Annotated in this window: 17 protein-coding genes; 12 read left to right on the top strand and 5 right to left on the bottom strand. The window is 49.0% G+C overall.

Features of this window, described 5'->3' with window-relative positions; all coding sequences use genetic code 11:
• Nucleotides 1-30 precede the first annotated feature (30 nt).
• The 3 genes from JOD01_RS16130 to JOD01_RS16120 all read left to right on the top strand — a co-directional run bounded on the left by JOD01_RS16130 (nt 31) and on the right by JOD01_RS16120 (nt 4129).
• Complete coding sequence (locus tag JOD01_RS16130) at nt 31-999, top strand: protein NO VEIN domain-containing protein (protein WP_204519336.1); 969 nt, start codon at nt 31-33, stop codon at nt 997-999.
• Nucleotides 1000-1422: 423 nt separating this feature from the next.
• Nucleotides 1423-2523 carry a M42 family metallopeptidase gene (locus tag JOD01_RS16125; RefSeq protein WP_204519335.1) on the top strand — a complete coding sequence of 367 codons (1101 nt, stop codon included), beginning with the start codon at nt 1423-1425 and terminating at the stop codon, nt 2521-2523.
• Nucleotides 2524-2761: 238 nt separating this feature from the next.
• On the top strand, nt 2762-4129 hold the full coding sequence (locus tag JOD01_RS16120) for an Nramp family divalent metal transporter (protein WP_204519334.1): 1368 nt from the start codon (nt 2762-2764) through the stop codon (nt 4127-4129).
• Nucleotides 4130-4153: 24 nt separating this feature from the next.
• Here the strand turns inward: JOD01_RS16120 and JOD01_RS16115 are convergent, their stop codons facing one another.
• Nucleotides 4154-4909 carry a polysaccharide deacetylase family protein gene (locus JOD01_RS16115; protein WP_204519360.1) on the bottom strand — a complete coding sequence of 252 codons (756 nt, stop codon included), beginning with the start codon at nt 4907-4909 and terminating at the stop codon, nt 4154-4156.
• Nucleotides 4910-5152: 243 nt separating this feature from the next.
• On the opposite strand from JOD01_RS16115, the gene JOD01_RS16110 reads away from it, so the two are divergent.
• Together JOD01_RS16110 and JOD01_RS16105 are read left to right on the top strand one after the other, a co-directional pair.
• Nucleotides 5153-5785, top strand: coding sequence for an NUDIX hydrolase (locus JOD01_RS16110; RefSeq protein ID WP_204519333.1), 633 nt, complete (start codon nt 5153-5155; stop codon nt 5783-5785).
• Nucleotides 5786-5967: 182 nt separating this feature from the next.
• Nucleotides 5968-7254 carry an ArsB/NhaD family transporter gene (locus tag JOD01_RS16105; protein WP_204519332.1) on the top strand — a complete coding sequence of 429 codons (1287 nt, stop codon included), beginning with the start codon at nt 5968-5970 and terminating at the stop codon, nt 7252-7254.
• Between the two features lie 57 nt (nt 7255-7311).
• Here the strand turns inward: JOD01_RS16105 and JOD01_RS16100 are convergent, their stop codons facing one another.
• Entirely contained in the window at nt 7312-7479 is a 168-nt protein-coding gene (locus JOD01_RS16100) for a hypothetical protein (RefSeq protein WP_204519331.1), read from the bottom strand.
• Between the two features lie 243 nt (nt 7480-7722).
• Here JOD01_RS16100 and JOD01_RS16095 point away from each other — a divergent pair, with 243 nt between their 5' ends.
• Nucleotides 7723-9393 carry a methyl-accepting chemotaxis protein gene (locus tag JOD01_RS16095; RefSeq protein WP_204519330.1) on the top strand — a complete coding sequence of 557 codons (1671 nt, stop codon included), beginning with the start codon at nt 7723-7725 and terminating at the stop codon, nt 9391-9393.
• Nucleotides 9394-9450: 57 nt separating this feature from the next.
• On the opposite strand, the gene JOD01_RS16090 is transcribed toward JOD01_RS16095, so the two are convergent.
• On the bottom strand, nt 9451-10338 hold the full coding sequence (locus JOD01_RS16090; RefSeq protein WP_204519329.1) for a LysR family transcriptional regulator: 888 nt from the start codon (nt 10336-10338) through the stop codon (nt 9451-9453).
• A 108-nt stretch (nt 10339-10446) separates the two neighbouring features.
• Here JOD01_RS16090 and JOD01_RS16085 point away from each other — a divergent pair, with 108 nt between their 5' ends.
• The 3 genes from JOD01_RS16085 (at nt 10447) to JOD01_RS16075 (ending at nt 13085) form a co-directional block, all read left to right on the top strand.
• Nucleotides 10447-10854 carry a tautomerase family protein gene (locus JOD01_RS16085; protein WP_204519328.1) on the top strand — a complete coding sequence of 136 codons (408 nt, stop codon included), beginning with the start codon at nt 10447-10449 and terminating at the stop codon, nt 10852-10854.
• A gap of 1 nt (nt 10855) precedes the next feature.
• Nucleotides 10856-11188 (top strand): carboxymuconolactone decarboxylase family protein, encoded by a 333-nt coding sequence (locus tag JOD01_RS16080; RefSeq protein WP_204519327.1) that lies wholly within the window; start codon nt 10856-10858, stop codon nt 11186-11188.
• A 211-nt stretch (nt 11189-11399) separates the two neighbouring features.
• Complete coding sequence (locus JOD01_RS16075; protein ID WP_204519326.1) at nt 11400-13085, top strand: methyl-accepting chemotaxis protein; 1686 nt, start codon at nt 11400-11402, stop codon at nt 13083-13085.
• A gap of 141 nt (nt 13086-13226) precedes the next feature.
• On the opposite strand, the gene JOD01_RS16070 is transcribed toward JOD01_RS16075, so the two are convergent.
• Nucleotides 13227-14870, bottom strand: coding sequence for a DUF6583 family protein (locus tag JOD01_RS16070; protein ID WP_204519325.1), 1644 nt, complete (start codon nt 14868-14870; stop codon nt 13227-13229).
• A 314-nt stretch (nt 14871-15184) separates the two neighbouring features.
• Between JOD01_RS16070 and JOD01_RS16065 the strand changes: the two genes are divergently transcribed.
• The 3 genes from JOD01_RS16065 to JOD01_RS16055 all read left to right on the top strand — a co-directional run bounded on the left by JOD01_RS16065 (nt 15185) and on the right by JOD01_RS16055 (nt 18428).
• Nucleotides 15185-16276, top strand: coding sequence for an NAD(P)H-dependent flavin oxidoreductase (locus JOD01_RS16065; protein ID WP_204519324.1), 1092 nt, complete (start codon nt 15185-15187; stop codon nt 16274-16276).
• Between the two features lie 30 nt (nt 16277-16306).
• Nucleotides 16307-17221, top strand: coding sequence for a LysR substrate-binding domain-containing protein (locus tag JOD01_RS16060; protein ID WP_204519359.1), 915 nt, complete (start codon nt 16307-16309; stop codon nt 17219-17221).
• Nucleotides 17222-17327: 106 nt separating this feature from the next.
• The gene (locus JOD01_RS16055; RefSeq protein WP_204519323.1) at nt 17328-18428 is read left to right on the top strand and encodes a citrate synthase/methylcitrate synthase; all 1101 of its coding nucleotides are present in this window, start codon (nt 17328-17330) and stop codon (nt 18426-18428) included.
• Between the two features lie 151 nt (nt 18429-18579).
• On the opposite strand, the gene JOD01_RS16050 is transcribed toward JOD01_RS16055, so the two are convergent.
• Nucleotides 18580-19389, bottom strand: a complete 810-nt coding sequence (locus tag JOD01_RS16050; RefSeq protein WP_204519322.1) for a DUF2935 domain-containing protein — start codon at nt 19387-19389, stop codon at nt 18580-18582.
• Between the last annotated feature and the right edge of the window lie 75 nt (nt 19390-19464).

Below are 19464 nucleotides of genomic sequence, written 5' to 3'. Positions count from 1 at the left end.
GTGAATTTCTAGCTGAAAGGAGGTAAATCAATGAAAGCTATGATATTCTTAAACACAGCTTGGATGGAAAGATATGAAGGTTTATTGGGAAATGATAAAGAAATACATGGCGGTGGCTCCTATGTTGAAGAATATGGTTATGGACACGAAATATTCAATTTCAAAAAAATTAGCGGTAAGGTATATGGTTATGCTCAGCCAAGCGGGTATAACAACCTACAAAGATTAGGAGCGAGTGAAGATGATGAATTCATAGATGATGTTTTAGTCATTTTCACTGCAACCCACAAGAATGGCGGAACGTATATAGTTGGATGGTATAAGAATGCCAGGTTTTTTAAAGATTACCAGAACACTAATCTTTCAGAAAGAAAATTTAGAAATGAATATATCGGATATTATGCTGTTGCTAATGCTGACAATGCTACTTTACTGAGTATAGATGAAAGGTTCTCATTCCCGATAATACCAAGAGGAGTAAAAGGCGGAATGGGTCAATCAAATGTTTGGTATGCTGATAGCCCTGAAATGGTGGATTTTAAGAAAGAAGTTCTAAGACATATAGAAAGATATGGAAAAAAGAAAAGTATTCGGCGTCGCCTTCCTATCTTCCACCAAACCGATGCAGAACTAAGAAAGAAAATAGAGAATATCGCTATTAGAGAAGTTACCAGAGAATACTCAGAAAGGGGTTTTACCGTGACTTCTGTAGAAAGCGAAAACTTAGGATGGGATTTGGAAGCAGTTTATAAGAAAATTAAATTAAAAATTGAAGTAAAGGGACTAGCAGGTCAAGAGGTTTCTGTTGAGTTAACTCCAAATGAATTTTCAAAAATGAACAACAATAAGGACTCTTTCAGATTATGTGTTGTTACAAAGTGCCTAGAAAATCCTGTACTTTATGTTTTTTCATATTCCTCTGAAAGGAATGAATGGATAAGCGAAGATGGTCATATACTTTCAATTGACCAGATTATATCCGCAAGGTGCTATACTTAATTCCATAAAATGTCCATATTTCGTATTACCAATAAATACAAAAAGACCAGCCGCTTCAAGCATTCATGCCTGATTGTGACTGGTCTCTTTTTGCTCCGCTTGAAGCTGTTCATTCAAGTTTTTCTTCAATCCCTAAGTGAACGCTTCTTTTGCCGCCGTTTTTCTATGGGAACATGAAGGGCAGGTCAATGTTTAGGAGCGGGACGTCCCAAAAATTTGAGAACGCGCACCGTATTCAGGGGATGTTTCTTTTGCCGGACCGGTTGTTGTTTTGGCAACATTCTCACCTCTTATATTTTAGTTATTATTAATTTATAATTATTATAAAATAATGCAAGCAAGAAGACAAGCGGAATTTCCATTGGGAAAACCAGACATAATGAACCGCAATCGGGGTCATCCTACTGCCAGGAGGGATGACTGATGGATAAAGATTTGACATTGATGAAAGAGTTGACGGAAGAAGCGGGACCGTCGGGATTTGAAGTTCGCATGCACGCGTTGATGCGCAGCAAAATCGAGCAGATTACACCCGACATCGTAACCGATCATTTGGGCAGCATCGTCGGAAAGGTCGGTGAACATGGACCGAAAATATTGCTGGCAGGTCATCTCGACGAAGTATCCTTCATGGTCAGCCAAATCACGAAAGACGGTTTTCTCAGGCTGCAGCCGCTGGGAGGCTGGTGGGGGCATGTCATGCTGGCCCAACGCGTCAAAGTCTTGAGCCGCAATGGCGATTTGACCGGGGTGATTGGTTCCAAAGCGCCGCATGTGCTGAAAGCTGAGGAAAGAAAAAAAGTGGTGGACATCTCGCAAATGTTTGTCGATATTGGTGCTTCCAGCCGAGAAGAGGCGGAGAAGTTTGGCGTGCAAGTGGGCGATCCAATCGTACCGATTTGTCCGTTTGAAATCTTGCCCAATCCGCGCCTGTTGATGGCCAAAGCGTGGGATAACCGGGCCGGATGCTATGTGGCCTTGAAAACTCTCGAAGCCGTGCGCAACGAAGCACACCCCAATATCGTGTATGCGGGAGCAACGGTTCAGGAGGAGGTCGGATTGCGCGGAGCGGGTACGCTGGCCAACACTGTTCAGCCTGATATTGCCTTTGCGCTTGATGTCGGCGTGGCTACTGATACGCCGGGGATGAACCAAAAAGATGAGAGTCAGAGGCTGGGAGCCGGACCGTTATTAGGCTTTTACGATCATAGCATGATCCCGCACTTGCCATTGCGTGATTTCGTGATCGAGACGGCGAAAGAAAACCGGATTCCATACCAGATTGATATCATGCCGGGCGGAGGAACCGACGCCGGCAAGTTTCACCTTGCCTCAAAAGGAGTTCCTTCGATGGTCATCAGCGTGCCGGCGAGATATATTCACAGCCATGTGTCCATTGTGCATCGCGATGATTTGGAGCAATCAGTCAGATTGTTGACAGAACTGATCAAACGGCTGGATGAGAAAACCGTTGAGAAGATCAAAGGAATGCACTACGGAAAAAGCGCTTATGATCGAACGTGAACGGAGTCAAACGGACCTGCGTCAAACCGGGTCCGTTTGGCATTTGGGCAACTGCAAATCACGCAAAAAATGCAATTTACAACTGCTCATAAAAGGAATAAAATGAAGGTGGATTTTCCTTGAGGCAATATTTGTGGCTTTGGACAAAATAAACAACCTATATTTTTTTGCGATAAAGTTGCACCGATGCAAAATTATTAGTTTGAACCATCATTTCAAAGTGGAAGGAGTGAAGGAAATGTCAAATGAACAAGGCAGCTTGCTGACCAAGCAACATGACGGCTGGCGGCAGACAAATGAACAACCTAGCTTGCAGGAAGCCCACCGTTCGTTGCGCGTTCCCAAGGCTGGTTCGTGGTTTCGCAAGTTCCTCGCCTTTGCCGGCCCCGGCTATCTCGTAGCAGTCGGTTACATGGACCCCGGCAACTGGGCGACTGATCTGGCGGGAGGCTCGATGTTCGGCTATTCGTTGTTATTTGTGATCATGCTGTCCAATCTTATGGCGATCTTACTGCAAGCTTTGGCGGGAAAATTAGGGATTGCCACAGGCCGCGATCTGGCTCAGGCCTGTCGAGACCATTACAGCAAGCCGGTCGCGATTGGTCTGTGGTTTTTATGCGAGCTTGCCATAGCCGCCTGTGATCTGGCAGAGGTGATCGGTTCGGCGATTGCGCTCAATTTGCTGTTTGGCATGCCGCTGTTGTATGGCGTAATATTGACCGCTTTTGATGTTTTGCTGCTGTTGCTTCTGCAGCATAAGGGATTCCGTTTTATCGAAGCGATCGTCATCGTTTTGATCGCAACGATCGGAATATGCTTTGGGCTGGAACTGTTCATGGCGAACCCGAGTCTCAACGGAATTGCGCAAGGTTTTTTACCCAGTGCGGAAATTTTGAACAACCCGCAAATGTTGTATATTGCTATCGGGATTTTAGGTGCCACGGTGATGCCGCACAATTTGTATCTGCACTCTTCCATCGTGCAGACGAGGCAGTATGAACAAAGCGCAGCCGGCAAGCGGGAGGCAATTCGTTTCGCTACGGTCGACTCCACGGTGGCGCTCCTGTTTGCTCTATTGATCAATGGGGCCATCCTGATCCTCGCTGCGGCAGCGTTTCATCAGTCGGGAATGGTTCACGTGGCCGAGATCGGCGACGCTTACCACTTGCTAGCGCCAACACTGGGGACGACAGCAGCCAGCATTCTGTTCGGCGTTGCGCTGCTGGCTGCCGGACAAAACTCCACCTTGACGGGGACGTTGGCCGGACAAATCGTTATGGAAGGTTTTTTAAACATTCGCATCACGCCATGGCTTCGCCGGCTGATCACCCGCATGATTGCCGTGATTCCCGCGGTGATTGTAACGGCGCTTTACGGGGAAAAAGGCACCACGGACTTGTTGATTCTCAGCCAGGTTATTCTTTCCTTGCAGCTTTCCTTTGCGGTCGTGCCGCTGGTGAAGTTTACGAGTGACCGCAAGAAGATGGGGCAGTTTGTCAATCCGCTTTGGCTCAAACTGTTGGCTTGGGCGGTCGCAGCCGTCATCATTGTGTTAAATGTCTATCTTTTGTATCAAACTTTGTTTGCCTCTGCGCCGGCCAATTGAATCCTGGATCGACCAAATGCTTCGTTACTTGTCTGACGAAGCATTTTCGTTTTTCTTTGTGCTGTCCGGTGCCGTGCTAAATTTGTTTTTAAGGGAGAGCAGTTCACTGACTGTGACAAACTTATAGCCACGACTTTTCAGAACAGGTAAAATGAGTGTAAGGGCTTCCAACGTTTGCGTTCGATCTCCCCCGTGATCGTGGAACAGCACAATGTCGCCGTTATGTACGTTGCCCAGTACTTTTTTGACAATGGCATTGACACCGGGATTGCTCCAATCGCGCGTATCCTGATGCCAGGACCACATAATCATTAAAAAACCGCATTTTTTTACGAGATTAACAATCCGTTCGTCATAATAGCCGCCCGGGGAACGAAACAGGCTCGGAAATTGACCGGTTGCCGCATGAATTTCTTCTTGTGCCTGCTCGAGTTCCTCAACGATTTTTGCATTGGATAAATGATTGAGATATTTATGGTTGTAGGTATGGTTTGCCACCTCGTTGCCCTCGGCAACAATTTGCCGGGTGAGCGTCGGAAATTGCCGAACGTGGGACCCTACCAGAAAGAAGGTTGCTTTTGCCTCATACTGACGGAGCAAACGCAAAACTTGTGGGGTGTAGAGCGGATTTGGGCCATCGTCAAAGGTGATGGCGATTACTTTTTGTTCGGTGGGCACTTCCCAGACGATTTCGCCGCGTTGTTCAAAATAGGGGCGTCCTTTTCTGCCGGAAGGTTCATTGCTTGACCGCGCCTGATCAGAAAGCAAGGAAAAGACCATGAGAAAGCAGAGGCCAATTCTCAGGACTTTCACGCGTTCTTTGTTTGACATGAACATACTCCTTTCGACAAATAGTAAGACCGATTCAACTGCACTCGCAACGAAAGCCGTACAGCTATTGTTTCAGAGTGGAGTTTCCTCTATGACTGGGAAAACCCCCCTTTTTGGCGGAACCGCCGTTATCTGGACAATTTGGCAAATAAGAAAAGGTTCGCCGCAATCAACAGGAGGAAAACAAAGATCATGGAAAAACAGCGTGCACTTCCCAACGAACTGAAGAGGAAATTGACGGAGCGGCAGATCGGCATCATGGGAGAGGAACAGTATCGGAAAACGGCTGTCCTGATTCCGCTGCTGCATACCGATGAAGGCTTGTCTGTATTGTTTACCAAACGGGCGAGTACATTGAGAAGGCAGGCGGGCGACATCAGTTTTCCCGGCGGCCATCGCGAACCGGCGGATGAGAGCAACTGGATGACTGCAAGGAGAGAGACCGCCGAGGAATTGCAAATCCCAGCTCATTCGATTGAGTATGCGGCAGACTTGGATTGGGTAGTTCATCATGCCCGGATGATCGTCTACCCGTTTGTCGGCTATTTGACCGCACCATCGGAAATCCGGCCCAATCCCCAGGAAGTGGCCGAGGTATTTACGGTCGGGCTGGATCGTCTGTTGAACAGTCAACCATTGATCCATGAGGTGGGGATGCGGATCGAGCCCGGTCCTGATTTTCCGTATGATTTGATTGAGAACGGCAAACAATATGACTGGCGGATGAGCAAAATACCGCAGCTGTTTTATCAGATTGACGGCAGAGTGATCTGGGGGCTGACCGCTCGGATTTTGTCGCACTTTTTACGACTTGTACGGGATTGAACAGGATTGATCAGTTGCAATACATATCAATCTGTGCTAATATATAGATAATTGAAAATGAGTTTTGTAATTGGAGGAGTCTGTCATTGACAGGCTCCTTTTTGCCTTTTTTCGAAAAAAGGGGGGATTGAACAGCGACTGGATATACTAACAAAATCAGTGATTAGAAAGGCGAGGTGCTAATGACAACTCAAGCAATCTTAGCAATCGGTTTGTTCCTGATAACCTATGCGTTTATTATTTCGGAAAAAATTCATCGGACGATCGTGGCGATGATCGGGGGCATCTTGATGATCATCACGGGTCTCGTCCCCCAGGAAATCGCCATCGAGCATATTGACTTTAATACGATCGGCTTACTGATCGGCATGATGATTCTCGTATCGATTACCTCTCAGACCGGTATTTTCAAATACTTGGCGATCAAAGCGGCCAAGGCGGTTAAAGGCCGGCCGATTTCTCTCCTGATTGCTCTAAGTACGATCACGGCCTTGGCTTCTGCGTTGCTGGACAACGTAACGACCGTGCTGCTGATGGTACCGATTACCTTTAGTATTACGCGCCAGTTGCAAGTCAATCCGATCCCGTATTTGATCAGTGAAGTGATTGCTTCCAACATCGGCGGAACGGCTACCCTGATTGGCGATCCGCCCAATATCATGATCGGCAGCGCGGTGCCGGAATTAACTTTCATGGCCTTTCTCAGCAATCTTGCGCCGATCGCTTTGATCATTTTTGTCGTTACGGTTTTGTTGCTGGTGCTCATCTATCGCAAAGGATTGATCTCATCTCCCGAGCTGCAGGCAAAATTGCTGGAAATGAACGAAAGCGAAGAGATTACCGACCGGCGTTTGCTGAAAAAGTCGTTGACAGTACTGGCTCTGACTATCCTGGGCTTTGTGCTGCACGGATGGCTGCATCTGGAATCAGCGACGGTTGCCTTGAGCGGTGCTTTTCTGCTGCTGCTGCTCACCGGGGAACATTATCTGGAAGAGGCTTTGACCAAAGTGGAATGGACGACCATTTTCTTCTTTATGGGACTGTTTGTGCTTGTCTCCGGACTGGTGGAAACGGGTGTGATCGCACAAATTGCCCAGGCGGCGATCAATCTGACCGGAGGGGATGTGCTGAAAACGTCGACGATCATCCTGTGGTTAAGTGCGATCGCTTCAGCGTTTGTCGATAACATCCCGTTTGTGGCAACGATGATTCCCATGATTCAGGAAATGGGTGATCTGGGAATTCAAAATTTGGAGCCGTTGTGGTGGAGTCTGGCCTTGGGGGCGTGCCTGGGCGGCAACGGTACGGTCATTGGAGCCAGCGCCAATGTAATCGTCGTCGGTATGGCGGCCAAAGAGAAACATCCGATCAGTTTCTTCCGGTTTTTTGCCGTCGCGTTCCCGCTGATGATCTTAAGCATTATCATCTCTCATCTGTACATTTATTTGCGGTATTTTGTGCTGGCATAAACGAAAAAAAGAACGGACAGGCGAATCACAGCCTGTCCGTTTTTCTGTGCCCAAAGGTCAGCTTCTGTTTTTGGAACCATAAACGAGGGCAAGCAAAAACAGCAGTAAGCCTAGCACATATCCAATATTATGAGTAGTCAGCGACATCGCTTTGGCGACTGTCTCAAACCCGATAAACAGTGCACAAAGAACAATCAAAACAAACACAATTACCTTGTTGTTCATGGGAAACTCTCCTTACAGACGATAATAAGCTTCAACAGTAACAAATGAGTATGTTCTAACATTAACATAACAACCGCAACAGGTCGAATTGGGAACGAATTGACAAAGAAAGAGTCAAGGCTTCGGACAGTATCTTATTGGCCGCCGGAAGACTTTGACATTCTGCTGACACATTTACCCGTTATTCTAAGCTTGTAATCATCCAAAACCATCTGACAGCAAAGGTAAGTAGGGGGAAAAAACGTGTCCAGTTTACGCGCAAAAATCAGGTTGAGCTTTTTTTCAGTGGTGGCTTTGTTTGTCGCCCTCATTGTCTTCTCCAATTTGAGTACATACTTTGTCAATCAAGAAGTGGTGCAACAAAATGAGCGCAGCAGCAAGCTGTTTTCCTATAACCAGTATTTGAGCAATTTGGCCGGAGAACTGCTGGTATTGAACGATGTCACGAAAGGGAATGACGATCGTACCAGTTTCGAGCAATTGGTCGAACAAAATGCCGAGCTGAAAGCGGCACTTGTTGATGAGAATACGCCGGAGGCCTTGCTGAACGCAATCGAACAGGGAGAACAAATGGAAAAGGTGGCGACGGAAAAATTTTTCCCTGCCTATGAAGCGGGGCAGACAGGGGAAGCTGTCCAAACGTTGCTTGATGAAATTACTCCGCTCGCCGGTACCGCTTTGGATAGCATGCGGGAATTTGTCAAAGAAGCGGAAACGGCCACGAGTCAGGAGAGCGAGACGATGCTCCAACATGGAAAATCTTCTTTGACGATCAACTTGTTGGCGGCGGGTATCGTTGTCTTGATCGCGGTCGCCGTTTCCTGGTACTTGTCGAAACAATTGACCAATCCGATCCTGGCGGTCATTCGCCATGTAGAGCGGGTGGCAAGCGGCGATTTGCAAGTGGAGGAACTGCAAGTCCGATCCAAGGATGAGGTAGGCAAACTGGTGCAAACGGTTAACCAAATGGCGGCCAATCTTCGCCTCCTGATGGCGGGTATCGTCAACTCCGCCGATTATGTCGCAGGTTCCTCGCAAGAGCTGACGGCAAGCGCCGAGGAGACGGCACGGGCTGCCGAGGTGGCCACGCAAGCCATTCAGGAAGTGTCGAGCGGCGCTGAGCGAACGGTCATGCGAGCACAGGAAAGCGCCAGAGCGGTTGACGAAGTGGCTTTGGGGATACAGCGGATTGCGGAAACGTCCGCGCTTGTGGCAACACTCTCCGAGTCATCGCTGAAAGAGGCCGAGGAGGGAAACCAATCGATCCAAAATATTACGAAGCAAATGTACTCGATCCATCATCAGGTTACTGAATCGGCTGCGCTTGTCAAAGCATTGGAGGAACACTCGCAATCAATTGAACAAATCGTTTCGGTTATTACGGGGATTGCCTCGCAAACAAACTTGCTTGCCTTGAATGCCGCGATTGAAGCTGCCCGGGCGGGAGAACACGGGAAAGGATTTGCCGTCGTGGCTGAGGAGGTGCGTAAACTGGCCGAGCAGTCTGAGGAATCTGCCCGTCAGATCAAGGATATTATTCACGAAATTCAGGTGCAAACGGAACAAGCGGTGGGGTCAATGGAGAAGGGGACGTCTGAAGTACAATCCGGATTAAGACTGGTCGATGGAACCGGCGAGAAGTTCCAAAAAATCGTCACCTCGGCGCACGCAGTGGCTCTGCAAGTCAATGAGATTTCTTTTGCCGCCGAGCAAATGTCTGCTTCTTCCCAGCAAATTGCCGCCAGTATGGAAGAAATGATCGCCATCGCTGCCGAGTCAACCGACGATATCAAGAGTGTGTCTGCGACCGCTGATGAACAGCTGGCCATTATGGAGGAGATCACCTCTTCCGCTGAAAGTTTGAGCCGGATTGCGCAGCAAATGCGGGAATCGGTCGGTGTCTTTAAAGTGTAACGTTTCCTAATCCGGCAAAAGGATCGCTTAGCCAGCGATCCTTTTCGGATTGCAGCGCTATTCCAACAAACCGGCCGCCGATATTTCTTCTTTGAGCAGCTGAATAAACAGTTGTTTATAAGTAGACAAAAATTCGTTATTACGCAGTTGAAGAAGACCAACGGAAATCGAAGGATCGTCCATTTCTGCCGCGATTCTGATCGTACCGGGCAATACCGGGGTCGAATGCAGAACCACTCCGATCGCGTCCGATTGTTTCACAAAATGAGGGATGGCGGAAATTTGGCTAACCGTGTGAATAAAGGGAGTTTGGCTGTATCTTGCTAATTGTTTGGCGAATCTTAAGTGATATAAACAAGTATGGCCACCGACGATTAGCGGATAAGCGAACAGTTCCTCGAAACGAATGACCGTTTTGTCCCGCAATGGATGGTCTTGGTCGATGACAAAAAAAATCCGTTCCTCGTACAACCGTTCAAAGTAAAAGGGAGAGGGATCGGCAGGTTCTCCGCAAAACGCGAAGTCCAGTTGATTGTCCAAGAGAGAACGCGCCAGAACATCAGTGTTTGCGATAACGAAATGACAGCTGATTTTCGGTTTTTGTGCCTGAAACCGGCGCATCGAGTTAGGGAGGACATCGATCATCAGCGGTTCCGCTGCCCCGACCCGGACGCTGCCGATGTCGTCTCTTTGCAATGCCTGTGCTCGTTCGACGACATACTGCCAATGCTTCAGCAAATGGTCGATTTCCTCAGCCAACACTTGCCCGGATTCGGTCAGTTCCGCATCCCAGCCTCGTTTGAACAGCGGTACGCCCAATTCTCGTTCCAGACGTTTGATTTGATTGGTAACTGTTGACTGCGCATAGTTCAGTTTTTCTGCGGCTCGTGTGAATGTGCCTTCTTGCAGGATGGTTTTAAATGCAGTCAGTTCTTTCAGGTCCATGCCATCATCTCCATCGAAAAAATGAAACAAGTTGATTATTTTAATCAATTATACAAATAGGACGGCAGAGAGTACAATGAAGCCATTCCCAGGAAGGAGTGGATGACAGTGCCATTCATCAGAGTCAGTTATTTGCAAGAACGGTATCAGCCACAGCAGCTGGAGCAGGTCAGCCAAGCGATTATGCGGTCGCTTGTTCAGCATTTCAAAGTTCCGGCAGACGATTATTTTCAAGTGTTCCATGCGCACCAAGCCAGCGAATTTTTTTACAGCAAGAACTATTTGGACATTGAGCGCAGCGACAGCCTTCTCTACATTCAGATTACCCTAAAATCAGGAAGAACAGCCGAACAGAAAACAGGCTTTTATGCGATGTTGGCAGAGGAGTTGTCAACCACAGTCAAGATCAGGAAAGAAGACGTATTCGTGGTGCTTGTTGACAATGAATATGCCGACTGGTCGTTTGGCAATGGCATGGCGCAAATGCTGCAGCGAGCGATCGGGGAGGAGAGCTAAAATGGCGCATCGAAAAATTGCTTCCAAAGCCCAGGCCGCATTTGGCGAGTTTGCGCCAACATTTGCAGAGTATACCGACAATGTGCTGTTCGGTGATGTATGGAGAAGGGAGCAATTGTCTCTTCGCGAGCGAAGCATGCTGACGATCGCCGCGCTGGTCTCAGGCGGTCATTACGAGCAGCTCCCTTATCATCTCCGCCTGGGCCGGGAAAATGGCATAACGGAACCCGAGTTGATCGAAGCGATCACCCACCTTGCTTTTTATACAGGCTGGCCGTCCGCGGCAACTGCTCTGCAAGTTGCCAAAGATGTGTTCAGCGAGAATCGCTGTTAACCAGCGACTCATTTACCACTGTCTGATTTGTCCGGTCCATACCGGCAGTCCGGCGGTGGTTTTTTCTGTTTATCAGACGAAAGCAAGGCAAATAAATTTTTCTTGAACAAAATAGTTTCATTTGTAAAAAGGATGGGAAAAGAAATAATAACCAGCCAAGAGATCAGCAGGACGGTTTTCATAAATTGCCGGATGATTGGGGGAATGGACTATGAAAATCAGTACAAAACTATTTGCGACAATCGGAATTATGCTGCTTATCAGTATATTGGCACAAGCTTTTTCCATCTTTAACACTATGCATATGAGACAATCGTATCAGGGAATGTTTGGCACCGTCCAGATTGGCCAATTGGTGCAATCGATTCAATATAATCTGGTTGGCGCCAATAACGATGAACGCGGTTATTTGCTGACAGGGCAAGCGGAATACATAAATGAATTGGACAACAAACGGAAAACGATCGAGACGCTGTGGAAACAGCTGGAGGCGCTGCCGCTGGTGCCTGAGCAACAGGAATTGATCAGGCAAATCAGCGAAAAGACAAGCAGTTTCCTCGAAATGAGCAGACAGGTCCAACAAGCTTATCAGCAGGGGGACCATGCGCAAGCGAACGAGCTTCACTTTGAAGAAGAGAGAGAACTGCGCAAGGAAGTGAACGAACTTGTTGCCGATCTCTCCGATGACATGACGAAACAAATTCTCGGTCAAATGGACGAAAGCAATGTTGAACTGGAATTGTATGTTACTACGCTGGTCATTATTTCGATCGCCGCGGCGGTATTCGGCATTGCCATCGGATTCTGGTCGCACCGTTCGATCGTCAAGCCTTTGCGCCAGGTCAATGTGCAATTGGCCGAAATTGCCGATGGCGAAGGAGATTTGACGGCCGAGTTGCCGGTTAAAGGGAATGACGAAATTGCCCAGCTTGGCCGTTCTTTTAACCGCTTGTTGGGCAGTTTGCGGTCGCTGGTTCGTCAGGTAAGCATCCATGCTGAGCATGTGGCGGGATCTGCCGAAGAACTGACGGCAAGTGCGGAGGAATCGAGCAAAGCGGCGGAAACCATCACCGAGACCGTCCTGGACGCAGCGGCCGGAAGCGAAAAGCAACTACAAAGCGTGGCTGCAAGCGCACAAACGATTCGCTCATTGTCAGCGGAGACTGCGCATGTCGCGATCATCACGGAACGGGCGGTGGCCGATGCAGGGCATACCTCCGGTTTGGCTAAGGAAGGAAATACAGAAATTCAGGCGATTGTTCAGCAAATGAACGCGATCGAACAGACGATTCGCAGTCTTGGCGGAACTATTACGTCGCTGCGCGATCGTTCGCGCGATATTGGACAGATCGTTGAGGTCATTTCGTCGATTACGAGCCAAACCAATTTGCTGGCGTTGAATGCAGCGATTGAAGCGGCGCGGGCTGGGCAACACGGACACGGTTTTGCCGTGGTCGCCAATGAGGTGCGCAAGCTGGCCGAGGAATCCGCAGCGTCTGCAACAGAAATCACAAACTTGATCGCATCCATCCAGGAAGAAACCGCGCAAGCTGTCAGTTCGATGGAGGAAGGAAAAGCGGAAGTAGCCGAAGGACTGAAAGTGGTATACAAAGCGGGAGACACATTTGCGCAGATTCATGAATCCGTGCAGAAAGTCTGCCGGCAAATCGAGGAAGTCTCCACGGCAACCGGCAAGATAAATAGCGAAGCGGCGAAAGTGGTCGATACGATGCAAGTGGTTCGGGATGTGGCCGAACAAGCTACGGCGGGTACGCAGGAAGTTTCTGCCGCTTCCGAGCAACAACTGGCTTCGATGGAAGAAATCGCAGCCTCGGCTGATTCACTGGCCAAGCGGGCGGAAGAATTGCGAGGCTTAATAAACAAATTTAAGGTGTAGCGCCCAACGGTGCCCAACTGTCTTTGGTGAGACTGCTGAATGATCGTTCAGTAGTCTATTTTATTTTACGGCGGTTCACCCAGTCTTGCGGCAAAAAAACAACCCTGCCGGAAGCACCGGCAGGGTTGCACTTTACTTCTATTAATAAGTGCCCATAAACTGTTGGAACAGTTCCGCATGTTTGGTCATGAATTGTTGGGCTGCCAGACCGACTTCTTCTTGCAGTGCATACATTTGTTCGTCGGTCATCGTTGCCAGGTTAATCGAGTTATCCTCTGTCAGAGTTGGCAGCTTGATCTCGGAAACAGCCTCGTCTGTCTCTTTTAATTTCAGGCTGAAGGCATGGGGCAACTCCAAATCCTGCTGATCGAGATTTACTTTAATGCTGGCTTCTGTTTCGCGTTTTTTGTCACCTTTTGTGACACTGCCGCTGATATTGCCGGACAGGGCAAGATCGTCGCCGCTATTGTCGTTGATCTTTAACTTGTAATCGTAAGAGCCGGTTTCTTTGTTGGATTCGGTTTTGACCGTAAAGTCAGTGGAGAAATCAACCAAATCCCCGTTTTCTTTCATCAGGAACGCAAAAGTTCCTTTCTTGTCCGTCCCTTCCTCTTTCGCTTTGTAGCTGACGGTCACCTCGCCCTGATTGCTTTCGGTTGGAAGCATGGAGAAACGATAGTTTTGTTCTCCGTTTTGCTGCCAGCTGGCCATTTCCAGGAGCGGATTCTCTTTACCGTCTTCGACACGAATCAGTTTGCGTGACAAGATGTGGTTATCGTCGTCAATGTGCAGAACCATTTTAAGGCCGCCATTGGCATCCGTACCTTGCAAGTCTTGTTTAAATTGCTCCAGGTTCTCTTTGAAAGCTGCTTTTGCATCCTCTTTGGAGATTTCTGCGACCTCCGTATAGCCGGAGTCGATCATCAATTTTGTCAACTTTTCATAGCGGGTGTAAAGAGTGTCGAACAGTTTTTCGTCATTGGTCGCTTTGTCGGCAAATTTCGTCAACAGCTGCTGCAACTGAGCATCCGTAAACGAAACGGTAATTTCCCGCGCCGGTGTTTGGAAGCCGTCCTGTTCGAACGTGCTGTTTTTGTTGAGAGTGACTTGCTCATCGGTCAAACTGTCGGCATACAACAACCCGTAATCCTTGAAAATGGAAGAAAGCTCGCTCTTGTCGATTTTTACGGCTGAGACAAGATCGTTATAAGTGACAAAGCGTTTGGGCAAGTTTTCGATGCCAAACTTCTCTTTGAGTGCATCCGAATCATTCAGATCGATATATCCATATTTTTTGGACAATTCTGGAATAGCAAAGCCCATTTTGTTCTGATCCATCAAATATTCGAAGCCGATAAACGGCTCACTGTTTAACAACAGATTGACTTTCGCATACTGCTGTTGTTTCGTTTGATCCAGACTGGAATCAATCTGCAGTTTGCTGGTTGCCAGCAAATCGAAAATTTGGGCCACATACGGGTCAGGAATATCACCATCAATCGCCAGATCGGAAATTTCCATTGTGGAATGAACCGGCTGATCCAAATAAGGCTGCATCTCTTTTTCGTAGTCAGCATAGCTTTCCGAGAGGCTGTCGCCCAAGTCGGTCAACGTTTTCAATTCGGACTCCAGATAAATGATCTTGGCGCTTTTGAACAAATCGGTTTTTGCCAGGACGGTACCCAGCGCTGCTAAAATGACGACAACGATGATTCCGGCAACAATCCAAAGTTTTTTCTTATTTTTCTGCGGTGTCTCTGGCTGCAAGGTGACATTATTCTCCATTATTCTCCTCCTTAAATACACTACTAAAGCTTACAAGTCAGTTTCCCGTCACGCAATGTACAAAATCCGCCAACCTTCGTTCATTCGTGACTTCACGTATTGTAACACAGGTAGCAATGTTTTCCAGCAACGCATTAGAAAAACCAAAAAAAGGGGAAAAAAGCCCCGCGATCAAGCTGTGGCAAACAGTATAAATGAACCGGAAGCGGCAATTGTCGTCCGTTTTTTATAGGAAACTGGAGGGAATTTTGCGAAGAAACAGAATCCATTAGCATAGAAGATAAAAATATCCCTGGCGAAAGGAGACATTCTGGATGACACGCTTTTCCACTCGTTTCACAGAGAAATTTGGCATTGAGGTGCCGATTGTTTTGGCGGGAATGGCCGGAAATATCACCTCACCGCAATTGGTGGCCGCTGTTTCGGAGGCTGGGGGCTTGGGAACACTGGGCGCTGCCTATATGAAACCGGAAGCTTTGCGCCAGGCGATCCGTCAGATCAAACAGCTGACCAACAAACCGTTTGCGGTCAACTTGCTGATTGCCGGCCCGGGAGGAGAAGCAACAGTTTCTTTGGAATTGATCGAGTGGATCAATCAACTGCGCGAGTCTGTCGGATTGACTGCCTGGTCGGGAGAACTGCCGCATTTTGCCGACGATGTTCCGCAATGTTTTGAAATTATTGTCGAAGAAAAAGTTCCAGTATTCAGCTTTGCCTTTTCCGCTTCCGAGCAATATGCGCAAGCGGCGCGCGATGCCGGGATGAAAGTAATCGGAATGGCCACCACGCTGGAGGAGGCGCGTACGCTGCGGCAGATTGGAGTGGATGCGATTGTTGCGCAAGGCGGCGAGGCGGGCGGACATCGGGGGACGTTTGGCATCGAAGCGGCGGGAGAAGGACAGTGCATCGGAACACTGCCGCTGGTATCGTTGCTCACCGAGCAGTTGCCCGATCTGCCTATTGTGGCTGCCGGCGGAATGATGAACGGACAGGCGCTGGTCGCTGCTCTGGCGCTCGGTGCTGACGCGATTCAACTGGGAACCCGTTTTTTGGCTTGCCGGGAAAGTACTGCCCATCCTGCTTACAAGCAGCGTCTGCTGGACGCCGGCGAAACCGACACGGTGCTGACGCGCGCTTTTTCGGGAAGACCGGCGCGAGGACTGCGCAATCAGTTGATCAACTCGGCGATCCAACAACAGCTGCAAACGCTTCCCTATCCGTTGCAAAATCAGCTGACGCGGGAAATTCGCAGCGCAGCTGCCGAACAAGGAAACAGCGAATTGATGTCATTATGGGCCGGACAGGGAGTGGCCATGTTGAAAAAAGAAGAAACTGCCGCGGCGATTATGGCAAAATTGCTGGAAGAAGCCGGACAGGCGGCAGCGCGAATCAAGGCGATTTGGTAAAGCGGATGTGGAGGAAAGGAGAGTTGCCTTATTGATCTCCGGTTATTGCAAACATTTGTCACCGCGGCGCATACAGAAAATTTTCATCAAACCGCGGAACTGCTGTTTATTGCCCAGCCGACGGTGAGCCAGCATATCCGCAATTTGGAAAAAGAGCTGGGCTTCACGCTGTTTGTCCGTTACGGCAAGCGAGTCAAACTGACGGCGGAAGGAGAACGGTTTTTGCCGCTGGCGAAAAGCATGCTGGAGCAGTGGCATAGCGGAATGGAAGAGTTGGTGGCCTGGCGGCAGGGATATATCGAAAAATTGCAGCTTGCTGTTTCGCCAACGATCGCCCGGACTTCGCTGCTCAGCCTCATTCACCGTTACACGAAAGCTTATCCGGATGTCGACATTTCCATCAAGATCGCCGAGTCTGTGGAGATCGGCGCTTTGGTGCAAAGCGGGCAAGCCGATTTGGGGTTATCGCGGATGATTCCCGGTGAATTTCAGGTGACGACATACTTGCTGAACTACGACCCCATCGTCTATGTAGTGCCGCATAGCGGCGGGGATATGGAAGCGCCATTGCCGGATTGGGAACAGGAGTTGGCGACGAGACGATTGCTTACCCATAATCATCCGGGCTATTGGGATGACTTGTTGATGAGGCTGCGCCAGAAAGGACTGACCTTTCGCACGATGGTCGTCTCGCAGGTCGATATCGCCAAACGGTTTATTGAAGAAGGGTTGGGGGTATCGTTTTTGCCCCGCTCAGCCATCAGCCGCGATCTGTTTGAAAACCGTTTTCTTGAGTTGGAAACGCCGGGTTTGGAATTGCCCAAGGTGGGATCGTACCTGGTGTTGCCGAAGGTTGTCTCGTCTTCAGCGGTAAAACAGTTTATCGATATTTTGGCGGCACTCTATGCGCCGTTTACCGAGGTTGATCCCCACCAGATTAGATAGAAATTTGATTATAAATCGTAATCAATAAACCTTATTTCTTTTATTTCCGCTGTTAGAAGCCGATTGCTATACTAAAAACAGGAAATGGAAATAAGGAGTGAACGAGATGGCAGAAAATATCATCGCAATCGGTTTGGATAACGTTGTCGTCGCGGAAACCGACCTGAGCCTGGTTGACGGACAGAATGGACTGCTTGTCTATCGCAATCACTGGGCGAGAGATTTGGCGATTCACCATACGTTTGAAGAAGTGGCGCACCTGCTCTGGTACGGGGAGTTGCCAACCGAGCAGCAGCTGAATGCGCTGAAAGAGAAGTTGAAAGCGAACCGGACTTTGCCGGCACATGTAAAAGCCGCGCTGGACCAGATTCCCGCGGATGTTGATATGATGAGCGTGTTGCGCACGGGAGTTTCGTTGCTGGCCGAGCCAACCCACGCATGGCCGCCTACTTTGGAGCAGGTGATTTCCTTGACGGCCAAGATGCCGACGATCGTTGCTTATCGGCAGGCGTGCTTGCAAGGAACCGAGCCGCTGGAACCGAATTCGGCGCTCGACCATACCGCCAATTATTTGTATATGCTTAAAGGAGAGATACCCCATCCGGCTCATGTGCGTGCGCTTGATGCCTATCTGATTCTTACCCAGGAACACGGTATGAACGCCTCCACCTTTGCGGCTCGAGTCGTGGCATCTACGCGGTCTGATTTGATCTCGTCCATCACCGCGGCGATCGGTGCGTTGAAAGGACCGCTGCATGGCGGAGCTCCGTCGGAAGTGACGGAAATGATTGAACAAATCGGGACAAAGGAAAATGCCGAACCTTGGCTGCGGGCCAAACTGGAAAAGGGTGAGCGCTTGATGGGGTTTGGCCACCGCGTTTATAAAACGATTGATCCGCGGGCAACGGCCTTGCGTGTGGTCGCTTCCGAACTGTCGGCCGATGATCCGTGGTTTGATTTGGCCACTCATGTGGAACAAGTTGGTTTAAAACTGCTCGCTGAGTACAAACCGAATCGGAAACTGAATACCAATGTTGAATTTTTTGCTGCGGCCGTAATGCGCGCTGTCGGTCTTGACGACGCGATCTTTACGCCGACGTTTGCGGTCAGCAGGGTAGTCGGCTGGTCCGCTCACGTGCTGGAACAGGCGGCAAACAACCGGATTATCCGTCCGCAGTCCAACTATACGGGTGTAATGCCGGAATAGCAGCAGGATGGCAGCCAACCTGCCAAAGCCGATAGTAAAAAACAGGATGAATTGCCGCGGAAGAGGGATGTTCCCTTTTCCCCGTAATTCATCCTTTTTCCGTTGGTTGCCCTCCCTGCAAACGATGGAGAGAGCCATCTGCTTAATCCGCTTAATCCGCTTCGTTGCGCGGCTGGGTCGGGTCGCAATCGGGCTGTTCCAGTTCGGATACTTGCGAGAGCTTCGTCAAATAATAGCATTCTTCCCGCGCCATATGATCGGGGAACAAGGGAGAAAGCGTCCCCAACAATTGGTCATTGATTTCCAATTCCTCAATTTCCTCCAAAAACCGCTGAAACAATTTAATCTCCAACTCGACATCGAGATTAAACCGGGTCAAGGCCGGAAATTGCTCGAGATTGGCGCGCAAATAGCCAGCCATTTCGTAAGCCTTGATAAACAGCTGATCAAAACGTCTCCGGTATTCATCCGATTTTGCCCTTGTCTCGGTTTCGACAGGATCAACGGTGCTGGAGATCGTCGCCGCATGTCCGGAGGCGTCCGGCAGCCAGATCAGATGGTAGTGAAGCGGATGGCAAGCGGGCGGCGTTTGACCAGCGATCAAGTATGGCAATATCCGCAAATATTCGTCCACTTCATTGACCATGTGATTGATAAAAGTCGGGGGCAGATGGATCGTCACTTCTTTTGTCAGCAATCTTTTTAAAAGGTTCAGTTTGAAGTTGCGCAGCTCCATCGCGTAATAAAGCGCCTGTTGATTTAGCGTCTGGATGTCGGTAACCGAAAGTTCCGTTCGGGAACGTTGCAACAATTGATCGAACACGAGGATAAAATGATTGGCCGTCTGCGCCAGCTCTACTTCACCGGGCGCCAAACTGTCAAAAATAAAGCGAGAATGGTCGCCCAATACTTGCAACCAGAAACGATGTTCAAACAGAGCGGTCTGTTGAAAGTCACTCACGGCAGATTCCCTCCTTACATTCGCAACAACAGAATATGAGCGGGAAACTGGGTAGGTGCCTAAACAGACCGCCCT

Origin of the sequence: Brevibacillus fulvus (genome assembly GCF_016908525.1) — a bacterium.
Taxonomy (GTDB): domain Bacteria; phylum Bacillota; class Bacilli; order Brevibacillales; family Brevibacillaceae; genus Brevibacillus_G; species Brevibacillus_G fulvus.
This window is presented reverse-complemented; position numbering and strand designations above follow the sequence as displayed.

What these genes read in the sequence shown, in the direction of transcription:
- JOD01_RS16075 (WP_204519326.1), top strand. Translation starts at nt 11,400, where the DNA reads ATGAAAATCAGTACAAAACTATTTGCGACAATCGGAATTATGCTGCTT.
- JOD01_RS16055 (WP_204519323.1), top strand. Translation starts at nt 17,328, where the DNA reads ATGGCAGAAAATATCATCGCAATCGGTTTGGATAACGTTGTCGTCGCG.
- JOD01_RS16065 (WP_204519324.1), top strand. Translation starts at nt 15,185, where the DNA reads ATGACACGCTTTTCCACTCGTTTCACAGAGAAATTTGGCATTGAGGTG.
- JOD01_RS16115 (WP_204519360.1), bottom strand. Translation starts at nt 4,909, where the DNA reads ATGGTCTTTTCCTTGCTTTCTGATCAGGCGCGGTCAAGCAATGAACCT.
- JOD01_RS16105 (WP_204519332.1), top strand. Translation starts at nt 5,968, where the DNA reads ATGACAACTCAAGCAATCTTAGCAATCGGTTTGTTCCTGATAACCTAT.
- JOD01_RS16080 (WP_204519327.1), top strand. Translation starts at nt 10,856, where the DNA reads ATGGCGCATCGAAAAATTGCTTCCAAAGCCCAGGCCGCATTTGGCGAG.
- JOD01_RS16110 (WP_204519333.1), top strand. Translation starts at nt 5,153, where the DNA reads ATGGAAAAACAGCGTGCACTTCCCAACGAACTGAAGAGGAAATTGACG.
- JOD01_RS16100 (WP_204519331.1), bottom strand. Translation starts at nt 7,479, where the DNA reads ATGAACAACAAGGTAATTGTGTTTGTTTTGATTGTTCTTTGTGCACTG.
- JOD01_RS16120 (WP_204519334.1), top strand. Translation starts at nt 2,762, where the DNA reads ATGTCAAATGAACAAGGCAGCTTGCTGACCAAGCAACATGACGGCTGG.
- JOD01_RS16125 (WP_204519335.1), top strand. Translation starts at nt 1,423, where the DNA reads ATGGATAAAGATTTGACATTGATGAAAGAGTTGACGGAAGAAGCGGGA.
- JOD01_RS16130 (WP_204519336.1), top strand. Translation starts at nt 31, where the DNA reads ATGAAAGCTATGATATTCTTAAACACAGCTTGGATGGAAAGATATGAA.
- JOD01_RS16090 (WP_204519329.1), bottom strand. Translation starts at nt 10,338, where the DNA reads ATGGACCTGAAAGAACTGACTGCATTTAAAACCATCCTGCAAGAAGGC.
- JOD01_RS16070 (WP_204519325.1), bottom strand. Translation starts at nt 14,870, where the DNA reads ATGGAGAATAATGTCACCTTGCAGCCAGAGACACCGCAGAAAAATAAG.